The organism is Lentzea sp. HUAS12, assembly GCF_024125735.1.
GTDB classification, from domain to species: domain Bacteria; phylum Actinomycetota; class Actinomycetes; order Mycobacteriales; family Pseudonocardiaceae; genus Lentzea; species Lentzea albida.
Genome location: NZ_CP099738.1, coordinates 2,704,205 through 2,725,687, shown reverse-complemented (window position 1 = coordinate 2,725,687; position 21,483 = coordinate 2,704,205). Strand labels below are relative to the sequence as shown.

Sequence of the window (21,483 nt, the reverse complement as noted above, 5' to 3'; positions counted from 1 at the left end):
GAGCCGGCCACCGCGCCCGTTCCGTCAGCCCGACGGCTGCAGCAGGATCTTCTGCGCGCCGTTCTGCTTCTTCTGGAACATCTCGTACGCCCGCGGCGCGTCCTCGAGCGGCAGCCGGTGCGTCGCGAAGTCGTCCACACCCAGGGGGTCGTCGGAGCCGGTGAGCAGCGGCACGATGTCGTCGACCCAGCGGCGGACGTTCGCCTGGCCCATGTGCAGCCGGATCTGCTTGTCGAACAGCTCCATCATGGGCATCGGGTCGATCATGCCGCCGTACACGCCGGACAGCGAGATGGTGCCGCCGCGCCGCACGGCGTCGATGGCGGCGTACAACACGCTGAGCCGGTCGATGCCCGCCTTCTCGGTGAGCAGCGCGCCGGCCGCCCTGGGCAGTGCGGCGACCAGGTTGTGGGCGATCCGGGCGACCGGGGCGCCGTGCGCCTCCATGCCCACCGCGTCGATGACGGAGTCCGCGCCCCGGCCGCCGGTGAGTTCGCGGATCGCGGCACCGATGTCGTCGTGGTCGCGGGTGTCGAGCACGGTCACGCCCCGCGCTTCGGCACGGGCGAGGCGTTCCTGCACGAGGTCGACGCCGATGACCAGGCCGGCGCCCCGGTGCAGGGCGATGCGGGCGCTCATCTGGCCGATCGGGCCGAGGCCGAAGACCACGACCGAGCCGCCCCGCGGGATCTCGGCGTACTGGACGGCCTGCCAGGCGGTCGGCAGCACGTCGGAGAGGTAGACGAACCGGTCGTCCGGCGGGCCGTCCGGGACCTTGATCGGCCCGTAGTGCGCTTGCGGCACCCGCAGGTACTCGGCCTGCCCGCCCGGCACCCGGCCGTAGAGCCTGGTGTAGCCGAACAGCGCGGCGCCCTTGCCCTGGTCGGTGACCTGGGTGGTCTCGCACTGCGACTGCAGGCCGCGGTCGCACATGAAGCAGTGGCCGCAGGAGATGTTGAACGGCACGACCACCCGGTCACCGGGCTTGAGCGAGGTGACCTCGGCGCCGACCTCCTCGACGACGCCCATCGGTTCGTGGCCCAGCACGTCGCCCTCGGTCATGAACGGGCCGAGGACCTCGTAGAGGTGCAGGTCCGAACTGCACACGCCGGTCGACGTGACGCGGATGACCGCGTCCGTCGGCGTCTCGATCCCGGGGTCCGGCACCGCGTCCACGCGGACGTCGCGCTTGCCGTGCCAGGTGACCGCCTTCATCGTCGCTCCACTTCGACCGGCTGCTGGGGATGGTCGTCGGGTGCCCTGGTGATCTCCTGACAAACCCGGCGCGGATTCCGTTTCGCGTGGCCAGGCCCGGGGTAGGTCTGCCTTACGTCAAGCAGTCGGCGCTTCGAGCTCCTGCGTGCGATGGCGGTGGACTGATGAGCGTGCAGACCGGTTTCCACTTCGACTCAGACGACACGGCCCGCAGGCTGCGCCGGTACGTGGACGACGTCCTCGACGCCGCAGGGCTCTCCGGCTACGGCTACCTCGACCACGTCGACGGCTCCTGGAACGCGTACGTGGCGGTGGACGGCCGGGTGCCGGGCTTCCCCGATCACGACGTGGCGTTGCTGTGGGCCCAGGACGACGGCTGGTCCGTGGCCGCGGAGAACCCGGCGGACGGCTCCCTCGTGGTGATCGACCGGCTCGCCGGACCGCGGCAGTCGCCCGCCGCGGTCGCGCGATGGGTCCGGTCAGTGCTGCGGCGCCGGCCACCGCAGACGGGTGCGCAGCGACGACTCGTCAGCTGACCAGGCCGACAGCAGGTGGTTCGCGAGGCGTGACTCCAGGTGCTCGGTCGCCTGGATGCCGAACACGACGTCGGCCCGGAGACCCGGTTCCTGCTCCAGCAAGGAGCCGATGACGTCGTTGCGCATGATCTGCTCGTGCACGGCGTCGGCCTCGATGTGCTCGGTGAAGAACTCGGCGCAGCGCGGGTCGGCCTCCAGGCGCGTCAACGCCTGCGCCATCCGCTGGGCGCTCGGCGCGGTGGTGATCTCGGCGGCGGCGAAGTGGCCGACCAGGGCGCCCCGCAGCGACCGGTGCAGGCCGAACAGCGACATCATGTTGACGATCGCGATGGCGGGCGCCGGCACGTCGTCGAGGTAGTGCAGGTACTCCGACGACATCCCCGCGCCGTCGAGCAGGTCGGCGTAGAGGCGGGAGTGCATCCGGTCGGCCTTGCCGCCGCCGAACTCGTCGAACTCCACCGCCACCAGAGCTGCCTTCGCCCGGCCGTGCAGCCGGGGGATCACCCACGCGTGCGGGTCCGCCTCCTTGTGGTGATAGACCGAGCGGTGCGCGAAGTACTCGCACATCTGCTCCCAGGTCCCGTGGTCGCGCAGGTGGTGCGAGACGCCGTTGCCGGGGACGTGCTCCACCAGCAACGCCCCGAGCTCGGCGTCGAGGTCGTCGCCGCCGTCCACATCGGACCGCAGGGCGTCCAGGAAGACGCGTTCGGCCTGGGCGCGCAGCCGCAGCAGTTCCGGGTCCCACTCCCACTCCGGGTTCACGCCGTCGAAACCGCGGTAGTGCAGTTCGTACAGCGTGTGCAGGGCGATGGTGAGGTCCTCGCCGTACGGATCGGCGGCCGTGAACGCGATCGGGCGCCCGTCCGGGTCGCCGCTCAGTGCGGCGACGACCTGTTCGGACAGCGGGCCACGAGGTGAGGGAAGGTGCACTCGGGGGTCATACCCGCTGGGCGAGCAACTGATGCACCAGTTCCAGCTCCCCGCGTTCCTCCAGCGCCGGGGTCACGTGCTTCACGAGGTCCTCCAGCACGGCGGTGGCGGGCACCCGGCACTCGCGCCACGGGTCGACGCCGACGCCGTCGATGCCGTACCGCGAGGCGGTCCACACGGCGGCGGCGAGCACGTCGTCCCGGACCGCGGGAGGTTCGTTGCCGCGTTGCACGTCCTCGTTCGCCGCGTGCACGAGAGCGCGCGACAGCGCCGCCTGCAGGACCGCGTCGTCGACCGAGGCGGCGGCGTCGGCGGCCCGGAACTCCACCGTGGGGAACTTCGAGGCCAGGCGCAGCAGCCAGAACGACTGCGCGGAGTCCACCAGCGTCCCGCACGCGACCATCCGCGCGACCTGCGCGTCGTAGTCGGCGGCGTCCGCGAACAGCGGCGGCACCCCGGAACCCGGGAACCGCGACTGCAGCACCATCCGCCAGCTCGCGTAGCCGTGGTCGGGGGAGTTGGCGGAGAGCGCGAGCAGCGTCGGCAGCCAGGGCCTGAGGTGGTTCACCACCGCCACCGCCGTCTCCCGGTCGGGGACGCCGACGTGCACGTGGCACCCGGAGGCCTCGTAGTCCTCGATGACACCCGCATACGTGTCGAGAACGCGGTGGTACCGCGCGCCGTTCGTCACCACCGGGCGGTTCGCCGCCTTGGTCGGCGTGCCGCGGGAGAGCAGTTCCAGACCCTCGGCCTCGGCGGCCGCGGCGACCGACCCCCGTGCCAGGGCCAGTGCCCGCCGGAGCTCGTCCATGGTGGTGCACGGCCCGGTCGCCGCTTCCACCTGCGTGGCGGCCAGCTCCGCGTGGAACTTGGTCAGCTCCGTGTCCCGCAGGCGCGTGAGAACGGCGTTCGCGCGCAACACGGTCCGCCGGGAAGCGGGATCGACGAGCAGGAACTCTTCTTCGACGCCAACGGTGTCGGCACACGCGTCAGGCAAGCGCCATCTCCGGTCTTCGTCGGAACGTTGCCGCCCCGGTTACCCGCCGCCGGTAGAGACGAACCGCCCCGGGGTATTCGGATCGGCATGGACGACAAGACGACCGAGGCGCTCGGCAAGCTGCGCAAGGCCCTCGAGACCACCGAACGGGCCCGCGGCCACCTGTACTCGTTCCACCAGCTCACCGGCACTGCGGACTTCGAGCTGGGCGACGCCATCACCCTGCTGCGCGAAGCAGGACACCCCGACCACGCGAAGCGCGTGCAACGGGAGCTCCTCGGCCGCAACGTCCTGCCGGGCCGGTGGACGTTCCAGGTCGTCGAGGAGTACGACGACATGTACTACGAGGTGTTCCGCGAGGTGGAGCGCGCCGTCCGGGACGACCTCGCGGACGGGCAGCGGCACGTGTTCGAGAAGGAGCTGAAGCGCGAGCGGCAGCGGCGCAGCGCGGAGGCGTACGACGACTGAGGGAGTCGTGCTGGACGACCTCGCACCAGACGTGGCTGCGCGATCCGGCGGGTGGCCGCCGGACGTGTTCCGCGAGCCTCACGAGGACGACGTGGGGACGCGCTGCCGCCGCGCGGGGTGAACCGGGAGCGAGGTCCGGCGGGCCGGCCGGGTCTCGCCCGCCCTGCCGGACCCGGCTCGAGGTGCGCACCACGCGCCCGCCCCCGGGCCTCGGCCCGTCAGCCGCCGTAACAGGCCCCCACCGAGATGTTCACCTGCGTCGACGTGATGCTCCGCCCCTTCTCCGAAGCCACGAACGCGGCCACGGCCCCCACGTCGGACATGGTCGCGGCCCGCTTCAGAGGTGAGCTGTCGATGATGCCCTGCCGCGGCCCCTCCATCTCCGGGATGTCCGGGAACGTGTCGACGATGCCCCCGGTCAGCAGCGTCACCGTGCGCACGCCGTGCGGTGCGAGCTCCACGGCCCACTGGCGGCGCAACGACTCGACGGCGTCGAAGCCGACCTGCACGTTGCCCATGCCCGCCATCGCGTTCGCGGGGTCGGAGCCGCCGAAGAACAGCAGCACGCCCGACTCCTGCTTCACCATGTGGCGGGCGGCGGCCCTGGTGGTGATCAGCTGGGTGGTGAGGGCCCTGGCGACGGCGCCGGCGAGGGCGTCCACCGGGATGTCCGACAGCGGCTGGAAGTTGCCCTCGCCGGTGATGACGTTCACCGACACGTCGACGCTGCCGGTCTTCTCGACGACGGCGTCGACGTGGTCGTTCACGGCGGCCGCGTCGGTGGCGTCGACGACCGCGGTCTCGGCCTGGCCGCCCGCGGCGCGGATGCGTTCCGCCACGGCCTCGAGCTTCGCGGGCGTCCTGCCGGCCAGGAACACGCGCGCGCCCTCGGCGGCGAAGGCGTCGGCCATCGCGCCGCCGATCGAGCCGCCGCCCCCGTAGATCACCGCGGTCTTGTTCTCCAGCAACATGGTGCTCTCCTATTCGTTGCTGGAGAAGCTAGGGGCCGGAGGCCGGGGTCCACATCGGTCACGTGACTGGCGTCAGACCGGCCGGGTAAGTCATCCGAGGCCGAGCTGCGCGAGTTCGATCCGTCGGGTGACGCCGAGCTTGGGGTAGGCGCGGTACAGGTGGTGGCCGATCGTGCGCGGGCTCAGGAACAGCTGCGCGCCGATCTCCTTGTTGCTCAGGCCCGCCGCGGCCAGCCGGACGACCTGCACCTCCTGCGGGGTCAGGTTCCTCAGGACGTCGTCGGCCACCGGGTCGAGCGACGGGCGTTCGCCGAGCGCGGTCAGTTCGGTGCGGGCGCGTGCCTCCCACGCGGGCGCTCCCAGCCGCGTGAAGCCGGCCAGGGCGGCGGTCAGTTGGGTGCGCGCCTCGCCGCGGCGGCGTCGCCGGCGCAGCCATTCGCCGTGCAGCAGCTGCGTCCGGGCCTGGTCGAACCGGCCGCCGTGCAGGGCGTGCAGGTCCAGCGCCGCGCGGTAGTGCTCCTCGGAGTCCTCGACCATCGCCTGGCAGCGCCGCAGCAGTGCCGTCGCGACCGGACTGTTCACGTGCGCCGCCCACCGCTCGAACCCCGCGAGCTGCTCGGTGACGCGGTCCGGGTCGCCGTCCCGCACGCAGGCCTCGACCAGGTCCGGGACCGCGCGGATCAGGAAGTCGTACCGGGCCGGGCCGGTGCAGACGGTGTGCAGCGCGTCGAACGCCGCCCCGTACCGCCCGGCGGCGAGGTCCAGGAGGCCGAGACCCCAGAACACGAGCGCGGTGCCGACGGCGTGCCGTCCGTCGAGGAACGGCAGCACCTCCGCGGCCACCGAACGGCAGTGCTCCTCGTCGCCCCGCACCGCGGCCAGCCACACGGACGCCGCCCGCAGCACCGCGACCTCCGTGTCCATCCCGAACTCGCGGCTGAGCGCCACCGCCTCGGCCAGGGCCGTCTGCGCGCCGAGGAAGTCGCCGCGCAACATCTCGGCGAACGCCAGGACCTCCTGCGCGTAGGGGATCCAGGTCAGCGCACCGCCGGCGCGCACCTCGGCCAGCATCGCCTCCATCACCGCGGCGGTCGCCCGGTCGTCGGCCAGCATCAGGCCGCTGAACCCGGCCACGACCCGGTGCATCGTGTGCTCGCCGGGCAGCCGGCCGATCTCCACCATCGCGCGCAACGGACCGGCGGCGCGCTCCGGCCTGCCGCTCAGCAGGTCGCCCCAGCTGATCTGCGCGTCGGCGGACGCCCTGGCGCGCGAGCCGGGTTCCAGCCGCAGCCGTGCCATGAGCCGGCCGCTCTCGGCGAGCAGGTGCAGCGCGCCCGCGTCCCGGCTCGCGCAGGCCATCTCCGTCAGCATCACGAGAGCACGTTCGGGGTCGCTGTCGAGGACGAGCCGCGCAGCCTCGCACGCCAGCGCCGCGTCCGCCCCTGGCGACTCCCGCTCGTACTCGATCTGGCCGCGCAGCAGCGTCACGTCGGCGACCACGGCCGGATCACCGGTGAGCGAGGTGACCTCGACGGCCAGTCGTGCCGCGCGGTCGGGCTTGCCCGCGTCGTAGGCGGCGAGCGCGGCCTTGGCGATGCGCCTCGCCTTGAGCTCCGGGTCCACGCTCAGGCGTCCCGCGCGGTCGTACGCGGCGGACACGGCCATCGCGCCACCACGGCGTTCGGCGCGCAACGCGGTCCGTTCGAGCTCGGCGGCCACGGCCTCGTCCGGCTCGGTCGTGGCGGCGGCCAGGTGCCAGGCGCGGCGGTCCAGCACCTCCGGGGTCGCGAGCGCCTCGGCGAACGCCCGGTGCACCGCGATCCGCTGGTGGTGCGTGGCGCACTGGTAGGCGGCGGCCCGCACGAGCGGGTGCCGGAACGCGAGCTCGCCGTCCGCCACGCTGATCAGCCCCGCGCGTTCGGCCGCGTCCAGGTCGGAGACGTCCGCGCCGACCGCACGGGCCACCCGCAGCACCGTCTCCATCCCGGCGAACCGGTCGGCGGCGGCGACCAGCAGGATCGACTGGCACGCCGGCGGCAGGCCCACGACCTGCGCGCGGAACGCGTCCTGCACCCGGCGCGTGACCGGCAGCGGCCCGACCTGGTGCGCCGGTTCGGCCCGCCCCTCGCGCTGCGCGGCCAGCCTCGCCGCGCCGAGTTCCAGCAACGCCAGCGGATTGCCGCCCGACTCCTCCAGCACCCGCGCCCGCATCGGCGCCGTCAGCCCCGGGCTGCACTCGTCGAGCAGACCGGCCGCCGCCTCCGGCGACAGGTGCTGCAGGCGCAGCTCCTCGATGCCCGGCGTCGGGAACGGCACCGCCGTGTCGCGGACCGCGAACAGCATCACGACCGGATCCGCCTGGAACCGCCGCGCGGCGAACAGCAACGCGTCCGACGACCCCCGGTCGAGCCACTGCGCGTCGTCGACCACGCACAACAACGGCCGCTCCGAGGCCAGCTCCGCGAGCAGCGTCAAGGTCGCCGCACCGATCAGGAACGGCGTCGTCGCCGTGTCGCTGCTCAAGCCGAACGCACCGCGCAGCGCGTCGGCCTGCGGTCCGGGCAGCAGGTCGAGCCGGTCGAGGTACGGGTACAGCAGGAGGTGCAGCGCGCCGAACGCCAGTTCCGCCTCGGACTCGATCCCGACACCTCGCAGGACCCGCATCCCGTCCGCCGCGGCCACCGCGTGGTCGAGCAACGCCGACTTGCCGATCCCCGCCTCGCCCCGGACGACCAGCGCCGCGCTGCGACCGCCCGACGCCCGCCCCAGCGCCCGCTCGACGTGGTCCCGTTCACCGTCCCGGCCGACCAGCATGGCGAGAGCCTAAGCCGTGTCCCGGACGTCTCGTCGGGCGGTGGTGGCGGGCGAGGGCCCGGAGCCGGCACCGCCGAGACGCCCGGACCGGCGCGGTCCGAGCACGTCGCGGTGACGAAAGACGGAGAGGGACAGCGGCGAACAGGAGCGCCGGACCGCGGCCAGGTCCGAGCACGTCGCGGCGCGGTGGTGCTACCGGTGCGCCAGCGACCTGCTGCGGACGCTGACCAGCGCGGGCGTCGTGGTCACCGCCCGGCAGCTGGTCCGGCCCGTCGAACCGGCCGCGCAGACGCCGGACGAGCCGCACGATCCGGGGTGGACGGTCGATCTCGCCGTCGAGGTGCTGCAGGCGGCGACCCCGCAGGCGGCGCAGCTGGTTCGGGCCCTGGTCGAGCACGAGGGCAGCGCGCCGGCGGAGACGCTGCGCGAGCAGCTCGGCGTGGCCATCGGCCCCGTCACCAAGTCGCTGAACACCGCTGCGCGGAAGCTGTGGGCAGGCGAACGACTCGCCGCCGAGGTCAGCGTCGTGGCCGGCGCGGCGGGCCTCGGTGGCCAGCCTGGAGGCATTGAGTGCCCCGGTCAGCTGGGCCGATCGGGTGTTGTTCTCTGCTGTGGGTTTGGTATCTCGCGGCGCTGAGTACCAAGGGGCGTACGGGGACCGGGGGGTCCCTGTCTGGGGATGTATTTCACTGAGGGGAACAAGACTTGTCACGCACTTCACCAGTGCGCCGCTTCATGCTGCGCGCTTTGTCTGTGAGTGTGGCCGTCGCTCTGACCGCCGCGGTTCCTGCTGTCCTTCCGATGTCCACCGCATCGGCGGCATCTGCGGTCGAGCAGGCGTGGACGCCGGGCGCGGCGAATCGGACCGTGGTGGGAGGGGCGCCGCCTGCGGGCGGGGCCCGGCCGGCAACGGATCAGCGCGGTGTGGCCGGGATCCAAAGCTGGTCACCGTGCCGATCCAGCGACTGGGGGGTGTTGCCGGACTACCCGATCGAACGGTTCCAGGTCAGTGATCGTCTCCAGTTCGGTGTGAACCTTTCCGACGGCAACCTCTGGATCGACCACCGCGACCTCACGATCCGCGGCACCGGGATCGACCTGACCCTGCGGCATTCCTTCGGCTACGACTACAGGTGGCACATCAACGCCGGCCGGGACATGGCGCTGGACATGCGGTTCACCAACCAGGTGCACATGCCCGTGGACGGCGGCGGCTGCGTGTTGTTCCTCCGCAACGCCGACGGCACCTTCGGCACCGCGAGCAATGGTGTCGCGGCGACGTTGACGGAGAACGCGGACGGCTCCTACACCGCGAAGTTCGTCAAGACCGGTGAGACCTGGGTGTTCAACTCCGACGGCTGGCCGCTCAACCGCAAGGACCGCAACGGCAACGCGATCACCTATCACTACCAGTCCGACGGGACGCTGGCCTCGCTGACCGACTCGCAGGGCAGGGTCACCACGTTCCAGTCCAGCGGCGGCAACATCACGCGCATCACCGACCCCAGTGGCACGGTCGTCGGCAACTACTCCTTCGACTCCGAGGGCCGGCTCACGCAGCTGAGCGACCGCGACGGCAAGACGATGAATTTCGGCTACAACGCTGACGGCAGCCGGATCACGTCGCTGGTCGACCAGGCCAACCGCACGTGGGGTTTCACCTATACCGACTACAGACTCACCAAGGTGAGCACGCCGACGCGCACGGGTCCGGTCGACACCTTGTTCGACTACACCAAACCCCTCGTCGAGACGACGCAGACGGATCCGAACGGCAACAAGATCGTCTACAAGTTCGACGACAGGTCCCGGCAGATCTCGGCCACCGACGCGCTCGGCAACGCCCAGTCCAAGACCTGGACCGCCAACAGCGACGTCCAGAGCACGACGGACGGGCGGGAGAACTCCACCACCGCGGCGTACGACACCCTGAACAACCTGATCTCCACCACGCTGCCCACCGGTGCCGCCACCGTCGCGGCCTATACGAGCACCGCGCACCCGAACCTGCCGACGTCGGTCAAGGACCCGGCGGGCAACGAGGTGACGAGGGAGTACGACGCGGCGGGCAACCTCACCAAGCTCCGCTCCACGCCGCTGGCCGCCGACCTGGAGGTCCGCACCTACACCGGTCCCAAGGCGCTGCTGGACACCGTGCGCAACGCCAACAACCAGGTGACCAGGTTCGGCTACGACCAGGCCGGAAACCTGACCAGCGTGACGCCACCCGCGCCGATGGGCGCGACCCGCTACACCTACGACTCGTTGTCGCGCATCACCAGCGTGACCGACGGCAACAACAAGCGCATCGACTACGCCTACGACAAGCTCGACCGCATCGTCTCGGTGAGCCACAACGGCACCGTCCTGCAGGCGAACACCTACGACGCGCTGGGCAACCTCAGCACGCGTTCCCACGGCGGTGTGACGAGCCGGTTCGACTACGACGCCCGTCCCACCGGCAGCCAGGTCACCTCGGCGGTGCGCACGCAGGGCGCGTCAACCGAGACGGTGTCCTACGGCTACGACAAGGCGGGCAACCTCACGTCGTTGAAGGACCCCGCGGGCACGGCGACCTACGGCTATGACGCCGCGAACCGCCTGACCTCACTGGTGGATCCGTTCGGGCAGACCACGACGTTCGGCTACGACGCCGCGGACAACCGAACCTCGACGACGTTCCCCGGCGCGGGAACGCAGACCAACACCTATGACAACGCCAACAGGCTGACCGGCCTGACGGTGAAGAACACCGCGGGCGCGGAGCTTCTCAAGGCCGCATACAGCTTCACCACCACCGGCGGTGCAGACAGCGACAAGATGCAGTCGAAGACGATCGCCGGCACCACCACCGCGTATACCTACGACTCGCTGCGGCACCTGAGCAAAGCCGGCACCACGACGTTCACGGTGGACAAGGCCGACAACATCACCAACCTCGGCGGCACTGCGCACGTCGTCAACGGCGCGGACCAGCTCACCTCCGTGGGCGCTCTGAACCTCAGCTACGACGCGGCCGGCAACATCACCGGCGGCACCAACCCGTCCGGGTCCTTCGAGTACTCGCCGACCAACCAGATGGTGCGCGGTGTCACCGACGGCGCACAGACCTTCTCCGCCTCCTACGACACCATCGACCAGACCCAGCCGCGCACCATCACCGAGAAGGTCGGCGGTGTCTCGACCACGCACACGTTCACGCACACCGCACTGGGCACGAGCACGGTCAACGTCGACAACACGCGGATCAGCGTCGCCCGTGACCCGGACGGCAAGCTCGTGACCGAGAAGGCGGGCACGACCCGCTACAACCTGATCACCGACCACCAGGGCAGCGTCCTGGCCCTGCTCGACACCACCGGCACCCTGGCCGCCACCTACACCTACACCCCCTACGGCGGCACGACCGGCACCGGCGCGGCAGCGGGCGCCAACCCGTTCCGCTACGTCGGCGGCTACACCCTCAAGGGCGGACTGACACTGTTCGGCTACCGCTACTACAACTCCTCGTGGGGCCGCTTCACCGCCCCGGACCCCACCCACCAGGAACGCAACCCCTACGCGTACAGCAAGTCCGACCCCATCAACAACACCGACCCGACCGGCGCCTACAGCGTGAACGACCTCAAATCCGACCTGGGCACCATCGCCGACACTGTGGCCGTCGTCGGCGTCGCAGGCGGTGTCGGCGGGTGCGCTCTCGCCGCAGCGGCCGGTTGCCTACCGGGAGCCGCCTCGGGTGCCTTCTACGGTGGCGCGGTTGGCCTCGGCCTCGGCATCGGCATCGTGATTTTCGACTGATCTGGCAAGCGAAGGGACGATCCTCGTGCTGAAAGGCAAGCCGCAGGCGGCAGCAGTACTCGGTCTGGTGGTGATCGGGATTGTCGTAGGCGCCGTCATGACGGTTCTCGACGTGCAGAAACCGTGGACCTATGTGGTGATGGTGATACTCGGCGTTACCGCCGTGGCGTTCATGAGGTGGCGCTTCCATCGCTGAACGTGGCCGGGGCCTGGTCTCGCTAGTGAGATCAGGCCCCGGACATCGTCTTGTAGGGCATTTTCTGATTGGGGCCTGCGGGCGCCATCCCTTCGCGCCGTCCGGCCGGGCCCCGCACAGGCCGATGCCGACGGGGGCGTTGTCGGACCAGGCATCGACGATCTGCGTGTAGCGGTAGAGCTCGGCGGAGTTCGGTCGCCAACCTCCTTGCGCGGCAATGGTTTTCGCGTCGTGCCCTGCTTTGCGTGCTGAGGTGGCCAGCTCGGAGCGCACAGAGTGTCCGGTCAGTCGCACCGGCAGGCCCGCGGTCATCGCGGCGCGGGCGATGATCTCGCTGATGGCCTTGCCGAGCATGTGCGTGGTGCCGATCGTGCCGTGCTTGCTGATCGAGCGGAACAACGCGCCGTCGACGAGCCCGGCCGCGGCCGTCCAGGCGAGCACCGCGCGGACCGGGCAGGTAGGCGGGTGCGTGCCGCGCAGGACGTGCACCGTGCGGGCACCGGTCTTGCCGAAGCGGATCGTGACGACCAGACCCTGCTCCTCCGCGACGACGTCAGTGACGTCGAGGTTCGCGAACTCGCTGCGCCGCGCGCCGAGGGCGAAGCCGAGCAGGACGACGGCGCGGTCACGGACGCCGGCGAGGGTGTCGGGCAGCGCCGCACAGATCTCCCGCAGCTGGGGCACGGTGACGGCGCGGGCCTGGCCGCGGCCGCGGCGCACGTTGTTCTCGGCCAGCTCGCGCACGTAGTGGGCGATCGCGACCATCGCGGTGCCCATCGCGACCGGCTCCACGGTCAAGCCCAGGTCGCGCATCGTCATCAGCACGCCGTAGACGCGGCGCTCGATCGTGGCCGGCGCGAGCTCCTGGCGGACGTGCCAGGCGACGAACCCGACGAACGCGCCGGTCGTGGTGGTCGCGGGCGGGATCTGCAGCTCGGCGCAGTAACGCTGCCAGGCCCGCCAGTCCGCGGCGTACGCGCGCGTCGTCTCGTCCGGCCGGCGCACGTACTGCTGTGCCGCGTCCTCGAGGTCGGCGAGCCGCTGCCGCAACGCGGCGCCGCTCAACTCCACCGTGGTGCCGTCGAAGTCCGGCGATGTCGACGCGGACGCCCCCGAGGACACCGTCGCCGGCACGACGAGCGCGGTCGAGGGGGGCACGGACTCGACGTGGCGGTTCTTGCTGGCCAGGCGGTACTCGACCACCCTGTGGCCCGATCTTGCTAGAGCCTTCCCGCACGCTTCCAACCGATCACGCGCAACCATCGAGGCGCCGGTCGAAGCCCTGCATGAGCTCCGCAACAGGCTTGCGCACCATGAGCCTGTGGAACAAACCCTTGCTGGCGCGCCAGCAGGACATCCATGCCGTGCTGGATGCCATTGATCCCGCACTCAGGGCCTGGGTCACCAAGAACTGCCGCATCTCAGCCTTGTTGCAGGGATGCGCCTTTCCGCTTCCGCACCCTCTAACGCTCACGGTGGGCTCACGCCGCGTCGGCGGCTGACCCAGAGAAGCCAACCACCACGTCGCTCGGCATTGCCGCAGCTCGCAGGCCACTTCTGTGGAGATCTGGCTTGCCGGCTTCCAGCCAACGAGGTGATGGAGACCTTGCTGCTGCTCCACGCATCATCGCTAGGGACCCCACAGGTACGAGCTGCCCGTCGACGCACATCGGTCAAGGGCGTGAAGGCAGTACTTGATCGAGTCCCGTGGTGATCTGCTCAGGATGCCGGTTTGCTTGTGTGCACCCGTACCCGCGGCATCCCGGCGATGACGCCGACGAGAACGACCTGGCGGCCTATGACGCGATGGCCGGCGGCACCGTCTCCGGGCCCTCGCCCTCGCCTGTCACCGGACGAGCGTCCGGGACACGGCCGATCGGGGGGTCAGCGGTACGTCGCGGACGCTTGAGCGAGGCACTAGTCGCCTCTGCTGAAGTGTCCAAACGACCACTGACTGATGACCCGAATCGAGAAGCAATGGACAAGGCATCTGTCGCGCGCTTCCTGCTGCTGGCGCTGCTGTGGGGAAGCAGCTTCACCTTCATCAAGGTCTCCCTCGAAGGGCTGACACCGGGACAGCTCGTGCTCAGCAGACTCGTCCTCGGCGCGGCCGTGCTGCTGTCGATCGCGGCACTCCGCAAGGTCGCGCTGCCGAGGTCCGCGCAGATCTGGGGCCACATCGCGGCCGCGGGTCTGTTCGGCAACGTGATCCCGTTCCTGCTGTTGTCCTACGGCGAGAAGACCACCGGCGCCGGCATCGCGGGCGTGCTGATCGGCGCCACGCCACTGCTGACGCTGGCACTGGCCACCGCCGCGCTGCCGACCGAGCGGGCCACCTCCCGCAAGGCCGTCGGCCTGGCGCTCGGCTTCGTCGGCGTGGTGCTGCTGATCGGCCCGTGGCACGAGTCGCTCGGCTCGCTCAGCGGACGGCTGGCGTGCTTCGGCGCGGCCGTGAGCTACGCGATCGGCTTCGTGTACGTGCGGAAGTACCTGTCGCCGCTGGGGTTGGCGCCGTTGGCGCTGGCCGCGTCGCAGCTCGTGGCGGCGGCCGTGCTGCAGGCGGTCGTGACGCCGTTCCTGGGGTGGCGCACGCCCGAGTTCACCGGCCCGGTGACGGCGAGCATCGTGCTGCTCGGCCTGCTCAGCACCGGCCTGGCGTACGTGCTGTACTTCCGCCTCATCGGCGACGTCGGCGCCACCACGGCGTCCGCGGTCAACTACGTGGTGCCGGTGTTCGCGGTGCTCGTCAGCGTGCTGTTCCTCGGTGAGCCCGTGACGTGGAACCTCCTGGCCGGCGGCCTGGTCGTGCTGGTCGGCGTGGCCTACGCGGAGAACCGCCTGGGCCAGCTCCGCAAGGAGAAGGCAGGGGCGGTCCGGTGACGCCGCGGGCGCTGCTCCGCGCGATCACCGCCGACCTCGACATGGTGATGGACCGCGACCCGTCGATCCTGTCGCGCAGCGAGGCCTTGCTGCACCCGACGGTCATCGCGATCTGGGGCTGGCGCGTGTCGCACCTGCTGCACCTGCGGGGTCACCGGCGCAGCGCCCGGCTCGTCATGGTCGTCGCCCGGCTGCTGACCGGCGGCATCGAGATCCACCCCGGCGCGACGATCGGCCGCGGCTTCTTCATCGACCACGGCGCGGGTGTCGTGATCGGCGAGACGGTCGTGATCGGTGACGACGTCACGATCTTCCACCAGGTCACCCTCGGCGCCGTCGGGTGGTGGCACGACAACCAGCGCCCCGAGGGCTCCCGCCGCCACCCGAAGCTCGGCGACCGGGTGGTGGTCGGGGCCAACGCGACGCTGCTCGGCCCGATCACCGTCGGCCACGACTCCGTGGTGGGCGCGCAGGCGCTCGTCATCCGCGACGTGCCGGCCGACTCCCGCGTCCTCGCGCCGTTCTCGATCCCGAACCTGAGGTCGAGCCGCAGCGTGGCGAAGGCGGCGAGGCCGCGCCAGTCCGTCGTCGTGGCGGGGCAGAAGCACAAGGGCGCGGCCGTCTTCCCCAGCTGGTGACACCCAACCGATCGGAGAGCTCGTGGAGACCCGGGTCAGTCCGCTCACCAAACGCCCGCCGGCCCGCTCGATCGACGAGCTGATCGGCGGCACGCCCACCGTCCGGCTCGACCTCGGCGTGACGACCGCGCACCTGTACGCCAAGCTCGAGATGGCGAACCCGTTGTCCAGCGTGAAGGACAGGGCCGCGCTGTACATGATCAACGGCGCGGAGGAACGCGGTCAGCTCGTCCGCGGCTCGGGCACGATCGTCGAGGCGACGTCCGGCAACACGGGCATCTCCATGGCCTCGATCGCCGCCGCTCGCGGCTACCGGTGCGTGATCGTCCTGCCGGACAGCGCGACCACCGAACGCCTGCAGCTGCTGCGCGCGTTCGGCGCGGAGATCGTGCTGACGCCGTACCAGGAGGGCTACGTCGCCGCGATCGCCAAGGCCGAGGAGATCTACCGCGAACGGCCGGGGTCGTGGTTCGCCTGCCAGCACGAGAACTCCGACAACGTGGCCGCGCACTACGCCACCACCGGCCCGGAGATCTGGAACGACACCGACGGCGAGGTCGACGTCTTCGTCTGCGGTGTCGGCACCGGCGGAACGCTCAGCGGCACCGCGAAGTACCTCAAGGAGCGCAACCCCGCGGTCCGCGTCGTCGCGGTCGAGCCCGAGGGGTCGCCGGTGATCAGCCAGGGCTGGGGCGGTCTGCACCGCATCCCCGGTCTCAACGGCGGCTTCGTGGCCGACACGACCGACGTCGGCCTGATCGACGAGGTCCTCACGGTGTCGAACGACGACGCCTACAACACCGCACGTGAGCTCGCCAGGACGGCGGGGCTGCTGGTCGGGGTCTCCTCCGGCGCGGCGGCGCACGCCTGCCGTGTGCTCTCCGCACGGCCCGAGTACGCCGGCAAGAACCTCGTCACCGTGTTCCCGGACACGGGCGAGCGCTATCTCTCCTGGTTCAACCAGGACGACGACACCGCCATCAATGAGGAGTGAACAGACATGACGCAAGTGTCCAACATCCTGCTTCCCGGCGAAGGCGAGTCGGTGCAGATCGGCACGACCACCCACACGACCTTCAAGGCGAGGGGCAGCGAGACGGACGGGCGGCTCGGTCTGTACGAGCACCGGATGGCCCCCGGCGCTCCCGGCGCCTCACCGCACGTCCACAACGAGCAGCTGGAGGCGTTCTACGTCCTGCACGGCATGGTGGAGCTGCACCTCGACGGCAAGTCGTTCGCGGCGCCGCCCGGCACGTACGTGAACGTCCCGATGGGCGTGTCGCACGGGTTTCACAACCCGTACAAGGACCAGGCCACGATGCTCATCATCTTCACGCCCGCGCTCAACCGCGAGGAGTACTTCCGGGGCCTCGCCGAGATGTACGCGGACGGCAACAAGCCCTCCGAGGACGAGCTGCTGACCCTCATGGCGAAGTACGACCAGTTCGAGGTCACGATGAACGGCTACGACGTGCCGAACTGGGGCCGGCACTGAGGTGAGGTGGCGGGCGCCCCGCGGGGCGCCCGCCTCAGTCCTCCCGCTCGGGCGTCCAGGCGACGAGGTTCAGGAAGATCCCGCCGAGGACCACCACCCCGAGCATCACGCCGACCACACAGAACGCCTGGTCGTTGTCGGCCAGCGCGGCGTCCACGACCTTGCCGTCCTGCAGGTCGTAGCGGACCGTCACGCGCTCACCAGGCTGCCGCGCGGGCCCGTTCTCCGACAGGGTCGCCACCTGCCTGCTGCCGTCCGGCAACGGGTACTCGACCCGCACCGACACGCTCTTGCCCGACTTGAGGCGCTCCTGCACCGTTCCCTCGGCACTCGCCCAGGACCGCTGCTCCGCCGCCGACTGGAGCACGATCACCAAACCGATGAGCGCGCCCACCAGCGAGAGCCCGGCCAGCAGCCGGCCTCGTCGCGATTTCACCTTCGCCACCACGCCTCCTTCGCAGGAGACATCGTTCCCGGCGGCGAAACGTCACGGGCAGGGCGTGAACAGCTTCCTGGTGCCCGGACCGGTGTAGGCGGCGCGGTCGGTGAACCGGCAGCCGAACGACGGGTCGGCGACCGCGCGGCGGTCCCCGACGGCGTCACCGGCGGGCTTCGTACCGCGGCCGGTCCACTTCACCAGGTCGTCCCACGCCGTGCCCACCTCGGCCGGCGAGAACTCGCAGTGGTCGACGGTCCGCACCGCCCGTTGCACCAGCCACCTCGACTGGCCGTGGCGGGCGACGTCGGTCCGGTACTCCTGTTCCATCGAGAACGGCACGAAGAGGTCGCCCAGGCCGTGCAGGGAGAGCACCGGGACACCCGGCCTGCCCGTGATCCGCGGGATCTCGGTGAGCGCGGGGGAGAGGCGGGACCGCCAGTCGCGCGGCGCCACCCGCTGCACCGCGCGGTTCAGCTCGGCGGGCTGGTAGCGGGTGCCGAGGTTGGTCGCGAGCCTGCCGGGGTCGAACGCGAGCGGAAGGGCGTCCGCGGGCGGCGAGGCGAGGCCGAACAGGAAGTCCTTCCAGTACGCGAACGCGGGCGTCGCGCCGGGACGCGGGCCACCGCTGCGGTCGACGACGGTCGCCCGGAACCGCGCGCCCTCCGGTGTCACGGTGTCGGGCCCACCGGGCACGAGGCCGGTCAGCCCGAGCTCCTCCTGGATGCGCGGCACGACGGTGGTGAGGTAGTCGGCCGGCACCGGGTAGGAACCGATCCCGGCGAGCGCCTGAGCGGTGACCTGGTAGTCGAGGAAGAAGTCGAACAGCTCGTGGTCGCCGAGCACCCCGCACATCGGCAGGGCGCCGTCGTAGAAGCCGGGGAACTGCTCCAGCGACCGGCCGATGACGTGCCCGCCCATCGAGACACCGGCGATGAGCACCTGCTCCGGCTTCGCGACGAGCCTGCCGAAGTGCTTCGCCAGGTCGTGCGTGGCGAGCACGCCCGCCCGGACGTCGTACCCGTTGCCGTAGTAGGAGGATGCGGCCCAGGCGTAGCCCTGGCTCAGCATCCGGGTGCGCAGGCCGTACGACGGCGGGTCCACGGTGAGCACGGTGCCGGTGCCGCGGTAACCGTGCGCCCACATGGCGAGGCGGCCGTTCCACTGCGCGGGCACCTCGACGACGTACGCCGAGTGCTCGTGGACGCCCTGGAGCACCCGCGTCGGCTTGCCGTTCACCACCTCGGGCGCGAGCGGCGGGTTGCTGATCGTGTAACCGGGCAACGGCTGGTCACCGGGGACGCCCGGCGAGGCCGTGGCGGGAGCACCGCCCGCGACGAGGACCAGTCCCAGCAACGACACCACGAGCCGAGCGCGCATGCCCCACCTCCGTGTGCCCATTGCACCCCGCAGACGCGTCGCGGTCACCCGCCGAATGGCCCGATGGGTTGATCTCCGCGCGCGAGCAGGTAGCGTGCCGGTCACGACGTCGATCACGCACGGGTGGGGGCAGGCATGACTGACGAGACCGGCGGTGTCGACCTGACGCGTCCCAGCGCGGCACGGGTCTACGACTACTACCTGGGCGGAGCGCACAACTTCGCCGTCGACCGCGAGATGGCCGAGCGCGCCATCGGCCTGTGGCCGGACCTGCCGATGATCATGCAGCAGAACCGCGCCTTCCTCCGCCGCGCCGTGCGGTTCTGCGTCGATGCCGGCATCCGCCAGTTCCTCGACCTCGGCTCGGGCATCCCGACCGTGGGCAACGTGCACGAGGTCGCCCAGGACGCCGCACCTGACTCCCGCGTCGTCTACGTGGACAACGACCCCGTGGCCGCCGCGTACAGCGAGAACATCCTGCGCGGCAACGACCGCGCCGGCGTAGTGCAGGCCGACCTGCGCCGCCCGGACGAGGTGCTGTCGAGCCCCGGCGTCCGCGCGCTGCTCGACTTCGACGAGCCCGTCGCCGTGATGATGGTCGCGGTGCTGCACTTCGTCCCCGACAGCGACGACCCGCGGGCCATCGTGGCCGAGTACCGCGAGGCGATGGCGCCGGGCAGCTACCTGGTGCTGTCGCACGCCAGCCAGGCGGGACGGCCGGACCAGGCCGACTCGCACCAGGACCTCTACCAGCGCACCGCGACCCCCATGACGATGCGCACGCGGGAGCAGGTGACCGGGCTGTTCGACGGCTTCGAGATCGTCGAGCCCGGTGTGGTGTTCTTCCCGCAGTGGCGGCCGGTGTCGCCGGAGGACGTGGACGACAACCCGGAGCGGTTCACGGGGCTGGCGGCGGTGGGCCGCAAGGCCTGAATTCCGGGGCATTTGAGCCCAAGGACGCTGAGCGCGGTGGGCGCTTCGCCGGTGGCGAAAGCCCCATGTGGGTTCGTGAGCTGAGGTGTGCGGGGAGCCCAGCCGAAGGCTCCCCGCACACCCAGGTCGCGGGCCGCGAGGCCCGACCCCGTGCGGGAGGCCGCCGCCGGAGGCCTCCCGCACGTCGATCAGCCGGCCTGGCAGGAGAGGCTGGGCCAGCTCCAGTTGCCGCCGTGCTGGACGGTGAACCCGAACGTGTTGCCGTTGCCGTTCGGGCGCGCCACCATCACGTTGGCCGACGGCCAGGTGGCGCTGGTGTTCCAGGTCGCGATGATCCGCTGCGGCGAGCTGACGGTCACCGTCACGGTCCAGTTGTCGGTGCCCGAGACGGTCACGTTGCCGTTGAAGCGGTCATTCCACTTCTCGCCCTCCGAGTACGTCGCCGTGCAGCCCCCGCCGCCGGGGTTGGACGTCGTCGTGGTGGTGCTGGTCGGCGGCGTCGTGGTGCCGGTGCCGCTGTTCAGCACGTTGAGGACGGAGTTGTACGCGGCCTTCTTGTTGCCGCTGCCGTCGAACAGCAGCGGGGTGCCGGAGGCGCGCCACGAGTCGCTGTCGCGGATGCCCCACACGGTGATGCCGGTGCAGCGTGCGACGGAGAGGCAGGCCTGGGTGACGCCCTGGTACTGCTGGGCCTGCGAGCTGCCGGAGCCCTCGATGTCCAGTTCGGTGATCTGGACGTCCACGCCGAGAGCGGCGAAGTTGCCCAGCGTCGTGTGGTAGTTGGACGGGACGGGGTTGCCGCTGTTGAAGTGGGCCTGGAAGCCGACGCAGTCGATCGGGACGCCGCGGGACTTGAAGTCCTGCACCATCCGGTAGACGCCCTGGGTCTTGGCGTGCGACCAGTTGTCGGTGTTGTAGTCGTTGTAGCAGAGCTTGGCGTTCGGGTCGGCCGCCCTCGCCGCGCGGAACGCGGCCTCGATCCAGTCGTTGCCGGTGCGCTGGAGGTTGGAGTCGCGACGGCCACCGCTGCTGCCGTCCGCGAACGCCTCGTTCACCACGTCCCAGGCGTAGATCTTGCCGCGGTAGTAGGTCGCGACCTGGGTGATGTGGTTCAGCATCGCGTTGCGCAACGCCGACCCGGACATGTTCTGCATCCAGCCCGGCTGCTGCGAGTGCCACGCCAACGCGTGCCCGCGGACCCGTTTGCCCTGGTTGCGGGCCTGGTTCACGATCCGGTCCGCGTTGCCGTAGCTGAACTGGTTCTGGTTCGGCTCGGTCGCGTCCATCTTCATCTCGTTCTCGGCCGTGACCATGTCGAACTCGCGGTTCAGGATCCCCACGTAGGTCGAGTCACCGAGCTTGTTCGCGGCCACGGCGGTGCCGAAGTACCGGCCGCTCTGCTGCGCCGCCGCGGCGAGGGTGGAGGCCGCACCGTTCGCGGGTGTCGCCGCGAAGAGCGCGGCGGCCGCCGTGGCGGCGACGATCGTCGACACGAGCCCGGCCCGTGCAACTGACTTCGCTGTCAGCGTCATTTTGGCGCCTTCTGAATAGCACCCGCACGAATGCGAGTGGACGGTTGCATTTCGCGTGAACCCGGTTCGAGCGGGCGGAATTGCGCCAAATCCACACGCCGCTCGACTCGGGCGCCGGAAGTATCGACTGACGCGGCGCGTCAGATCAAGACCTGTTCACCCGGCTGGACCCAGGGCCCTGAGCACGGGCGATCCGTGGGCGACTGTCGAATATTCGTCGAACGCGCGGGTGAGCGGCCTGTTTTGGTCCCGTTTTTCATA

At 70.8% G+C, this 21,483-nt stretch carries 18 protein-coding genes and 1 pseudogene; 10 read left to right on the top strand and 9 right to left on the bottom strand.

Annotated elements, in window-relative coordinates:
- Positions 1 to 24: 24 nt before the first annotated feature.
- Positions 25 to 1,215, bottom strand: coding sequence for a zinc-dependent alcohol dehydrogenase (locus ND450_RS12055; protein ID WP_253326229.1), 1,191 nt, complete (start codon positions 1,213 to 1,215; stop codon positions 25 to 27).
- Positions 1,216 to 1,379: 164 nt separating this feature from the next.
- Here ND450_RS12055 and ND450_RS12050 point away from each other — a divergent pair, with 164 nt between their 5' ends.
- Positions 1,380 to 1,751: a DUF6292 family protein gene (locus ND450_RS12050; protein ID WP_253326228.1), complete on the top strand. Its 372-nt coding sequence runs from the start codon at positions 1,380 to 1,382 to the stop codon at positions 1,749 to 1,751.
- Here ND450_RS12050 and ND450_RS12045 read toward each other — a convergent pair.
- Together ND450_RS12045 and ND450_RS12040 are read right to left on the bottom strand one after the other, a co-directional pair.
- Complete coding sequence (locus ND450_RS12045) at positions 1,695 to 2,681, bottom strand: iron-containing redox enzyme family protein (protein WP_253326227.1); 987 nt, start codon at positions 2,679 to 2,681, stop codon at positions 1,695 to 1,697. The genes ND450_RS12050 and ND450_RS12045 overlap by 57 nt on opposite strands.
- Before the next feature lie 7 nt (positions 2,682 to 2,688).
- Positions 2,689 to 3,678: a YbdK family carboxylate-amine ligase gene (locus tag ND450_RS12040; protein ID WP_253326226.1), complete on the bottom strand. Its 990-nt coding sequence runs from the start codon at positions 3,676 to 3,678 to the stop codon at positions 2,689 to 2,691.
- Positions 3,679 to 3,765: 87 nt separating this feature from the next.
- Between ND450_RS12040 and ND450_RS12035 the strand changes: the two genes are divergently transcribed.
- Complete coding sequence (locus tag ND450_RS12035) at positions 3,766 to 4,146, top strand: hypothetical protein (RefSeq protein ID WP_253326225.1); 381 nt, start codon at positions 3,766 to 3,768, stop codon at positions 4,144 to 4,146.
- A 218-nt stretch (positions 4,147 to 4,364) separates the two neighbouring features.
- Here the strand turns inward: ND450_RS12035 and ND450_RS12030 are convergent, their stop codons facing one another.
- Positions 4,365 to 5,117 carry an SDR family NAD(P)-dependent oxidoreductase gene (locus tag ND450_RS12030; protein ID WP_253326224.1) on the bottom strand — a complete coding sequence of 251 codons (753 nt, stop codon included), beginning with the start codon at positions 5,115 to 5,117 and terminating at the stop codon, positions 4,365 to 4,367.
- Positions 5,118 to 5,207: 90 nt separating this feature from the next.
- Complete coding sequence (locus tag ND450_RS12025; RefSeq protein ID WP_253326223.1) at positions 5,208 to 7,931, bottom strand: LuxR family transcriptional regulator; 2,724 nt, start codon at positions 7,929 to 7,931, stop codon at positions 5,208 to 5,210.
- A gap of 241 nt (positions 7,932 to 8,172) precedes the next feature.
- On the opposite strand from ND450_RS12025, the gene ND450_RS12020 reads away from it, so the two are divergent.
- Complete coding sequence (locus tag ND450_RS12020) at positions 8,173 to 8,568, top strand: hypothetical protein (protein ID WP_253326222.1); 396 nt, start codon at positions 8,173 to 8,175, stop codon at positions 8,566 to 8,568.
- Between the two features lie 98 nt (positions 8,569 to 8,666).
- Positions 8,667 to 11,525, top strand: a pseudogene (locus tag ND450_RS12015) (RHS repeat-associated core domain-containing protein); the annotation flags it as partial.
- 31 nt (positions 11,526 to 11,556) lie between these two features.
- On the opposite strand, the gene ND450_RS46025 reads toward ND450_RS12015, so the two are convergent.
- Positions 11,557 to 13,131 carry a site-specific integrase gene (locus tag ND450_RS46025; RefSeq protein ID WP_371927693.1) on the bottom strand — a complete coding sequence of 525 codons (1,575 nt, stop codon included), beginning with the start codon at positions 13,129 to 13,131 and terminating at the stop codon, positions 11,557 to 11,559.
- Positions 13,132 to 13,241: 110 nt separating this feature from the next.
- On the opposite strand from ND450_RS46025, the gene ND450_RS12005 reads away from it, so the two are divergent.
- From ND450_RS12005 to ND450_RS11985, 5 genes are all read left to right on the top strand, one after another.
- Positions 13,242 to 13,430, top strand: coding sequence for a hypothetical protein (locus tag ND450_RS12005; protein ID WP_253326220.1), 189 nt, complete (start codon positions 13,242 to 13,244; stop codon positions 13,428 to 13,430).
- Between the two features lie 475 nt (positions 13,431 to 13,905).
- Positions 13,906 to 14,808, top strand: a complete 903-nt coding sequence (locus tag ND450_RS12000) for a DMT family transporter (RefSeq protein WP_253326219.1) — start codon at positions 13,906 to 13,908, stop codon at positions 14,806 to 14,808.
- On the top strand, positions 14,805 to 15,446 hold the full coding sequence (epsC, locus tag ND450_RS11995; protein WP_245786252.1) for a serine O-acetyltransferase EpsC: 642 nt from the start codon (positions 14,805 to 14,807) through the stop codon (positions 15,444 to 15,446). The genes ND450_RS12000 and epsC overlap by 4 nt, the downstream gene beginning before the upstream one ends.
- A 22-nt stretch (positions 15,447 to 15,468) precedes the next feature.
- Positions 15,469 to 16,440, top strand: a complete 972-nt coding sequence (gene cysK, locus ND450_RS11990) for a cysteine synthase A (RefSeq protein ID WP_253326218.1) — start codon at positions 15,469 to 15,471, stop codon at positions 16,438 to 16,440.
- A 6-nt stretch (positions 16,441 to 16,446) separates the two neighbouring features.
- Positions 16,447 to 16,941: a cupin domain-containing protein gene (locus ND450_RS11985; protein ID WP_253326217.1), complete on the top strand. Its 495-nt coding sequence runs from the start codon at positions 16,447 to 16,449 to the stop codon at positions 16,939 to 16,941.
- 34 nt (positions 16,942 to 16,975) lie between these two features.
- Here ND450_RS11985 and ND450_RS11980 read toward each other — a convergent pair whose 3' ends face one another.
- On the bottom strand, positions 16,976 to 17,377 hold the full coding sequence (locus ND450_RS11980; protein ID WP_253326216.1) for a DUF3592 domain-containing protein: 402 nt from the start codon (positions 17,375 to 17,377) through the stop codon (positions 16,976 to 16,978).
- Positions 17,378 to 17,428: 51 nt separating this feature from the next.
- Entirely contained in the window at positions 17,429 to 18,757 is a 1,329-nt protein-coding gene (locus ND450_RS11975; RefSeq protein ID WP_253326215.1) for a hypothetical protein, read from the bottom strand.
- 135 nt (positions 18,758 to 18,892) lie between these two features.
- Here ND450_RS11975 and ND450_RS11970 point away from each other — a divergent pair, with 135 nt between their 5' ends.
- Positions 18,893 to 19,690: an SAM-dependent methyltransferase gene (locus tag ND450_RS11970; protein WP_253326214.1), complete on the top strand. Its 798-nt coding sequence runs from the start codon at positions 18,893 to 18,895 to the stop codon at positions 19,688 to 19,690.
- A gap of 188 nt (positions 19,691 to 19,878) precedes the next feature.
- On the opposite strand, the gene ND450_RS11965 is transcribed toward ND450_RS11970, so the two are convergent.
- A complete protein-coding gene (locus ND450_RS11965; RefSeq protein WP_253326213.1) occupies positions 19,879 to 21,222 on the bottom strand; it encodes an endo-1,4-beta-xylanase in 1,344 nt (447 codons plus the stop codon).
- Between the last annotated feature and the right edge of the window lie 261 nt (positions 21,223 to 21,483).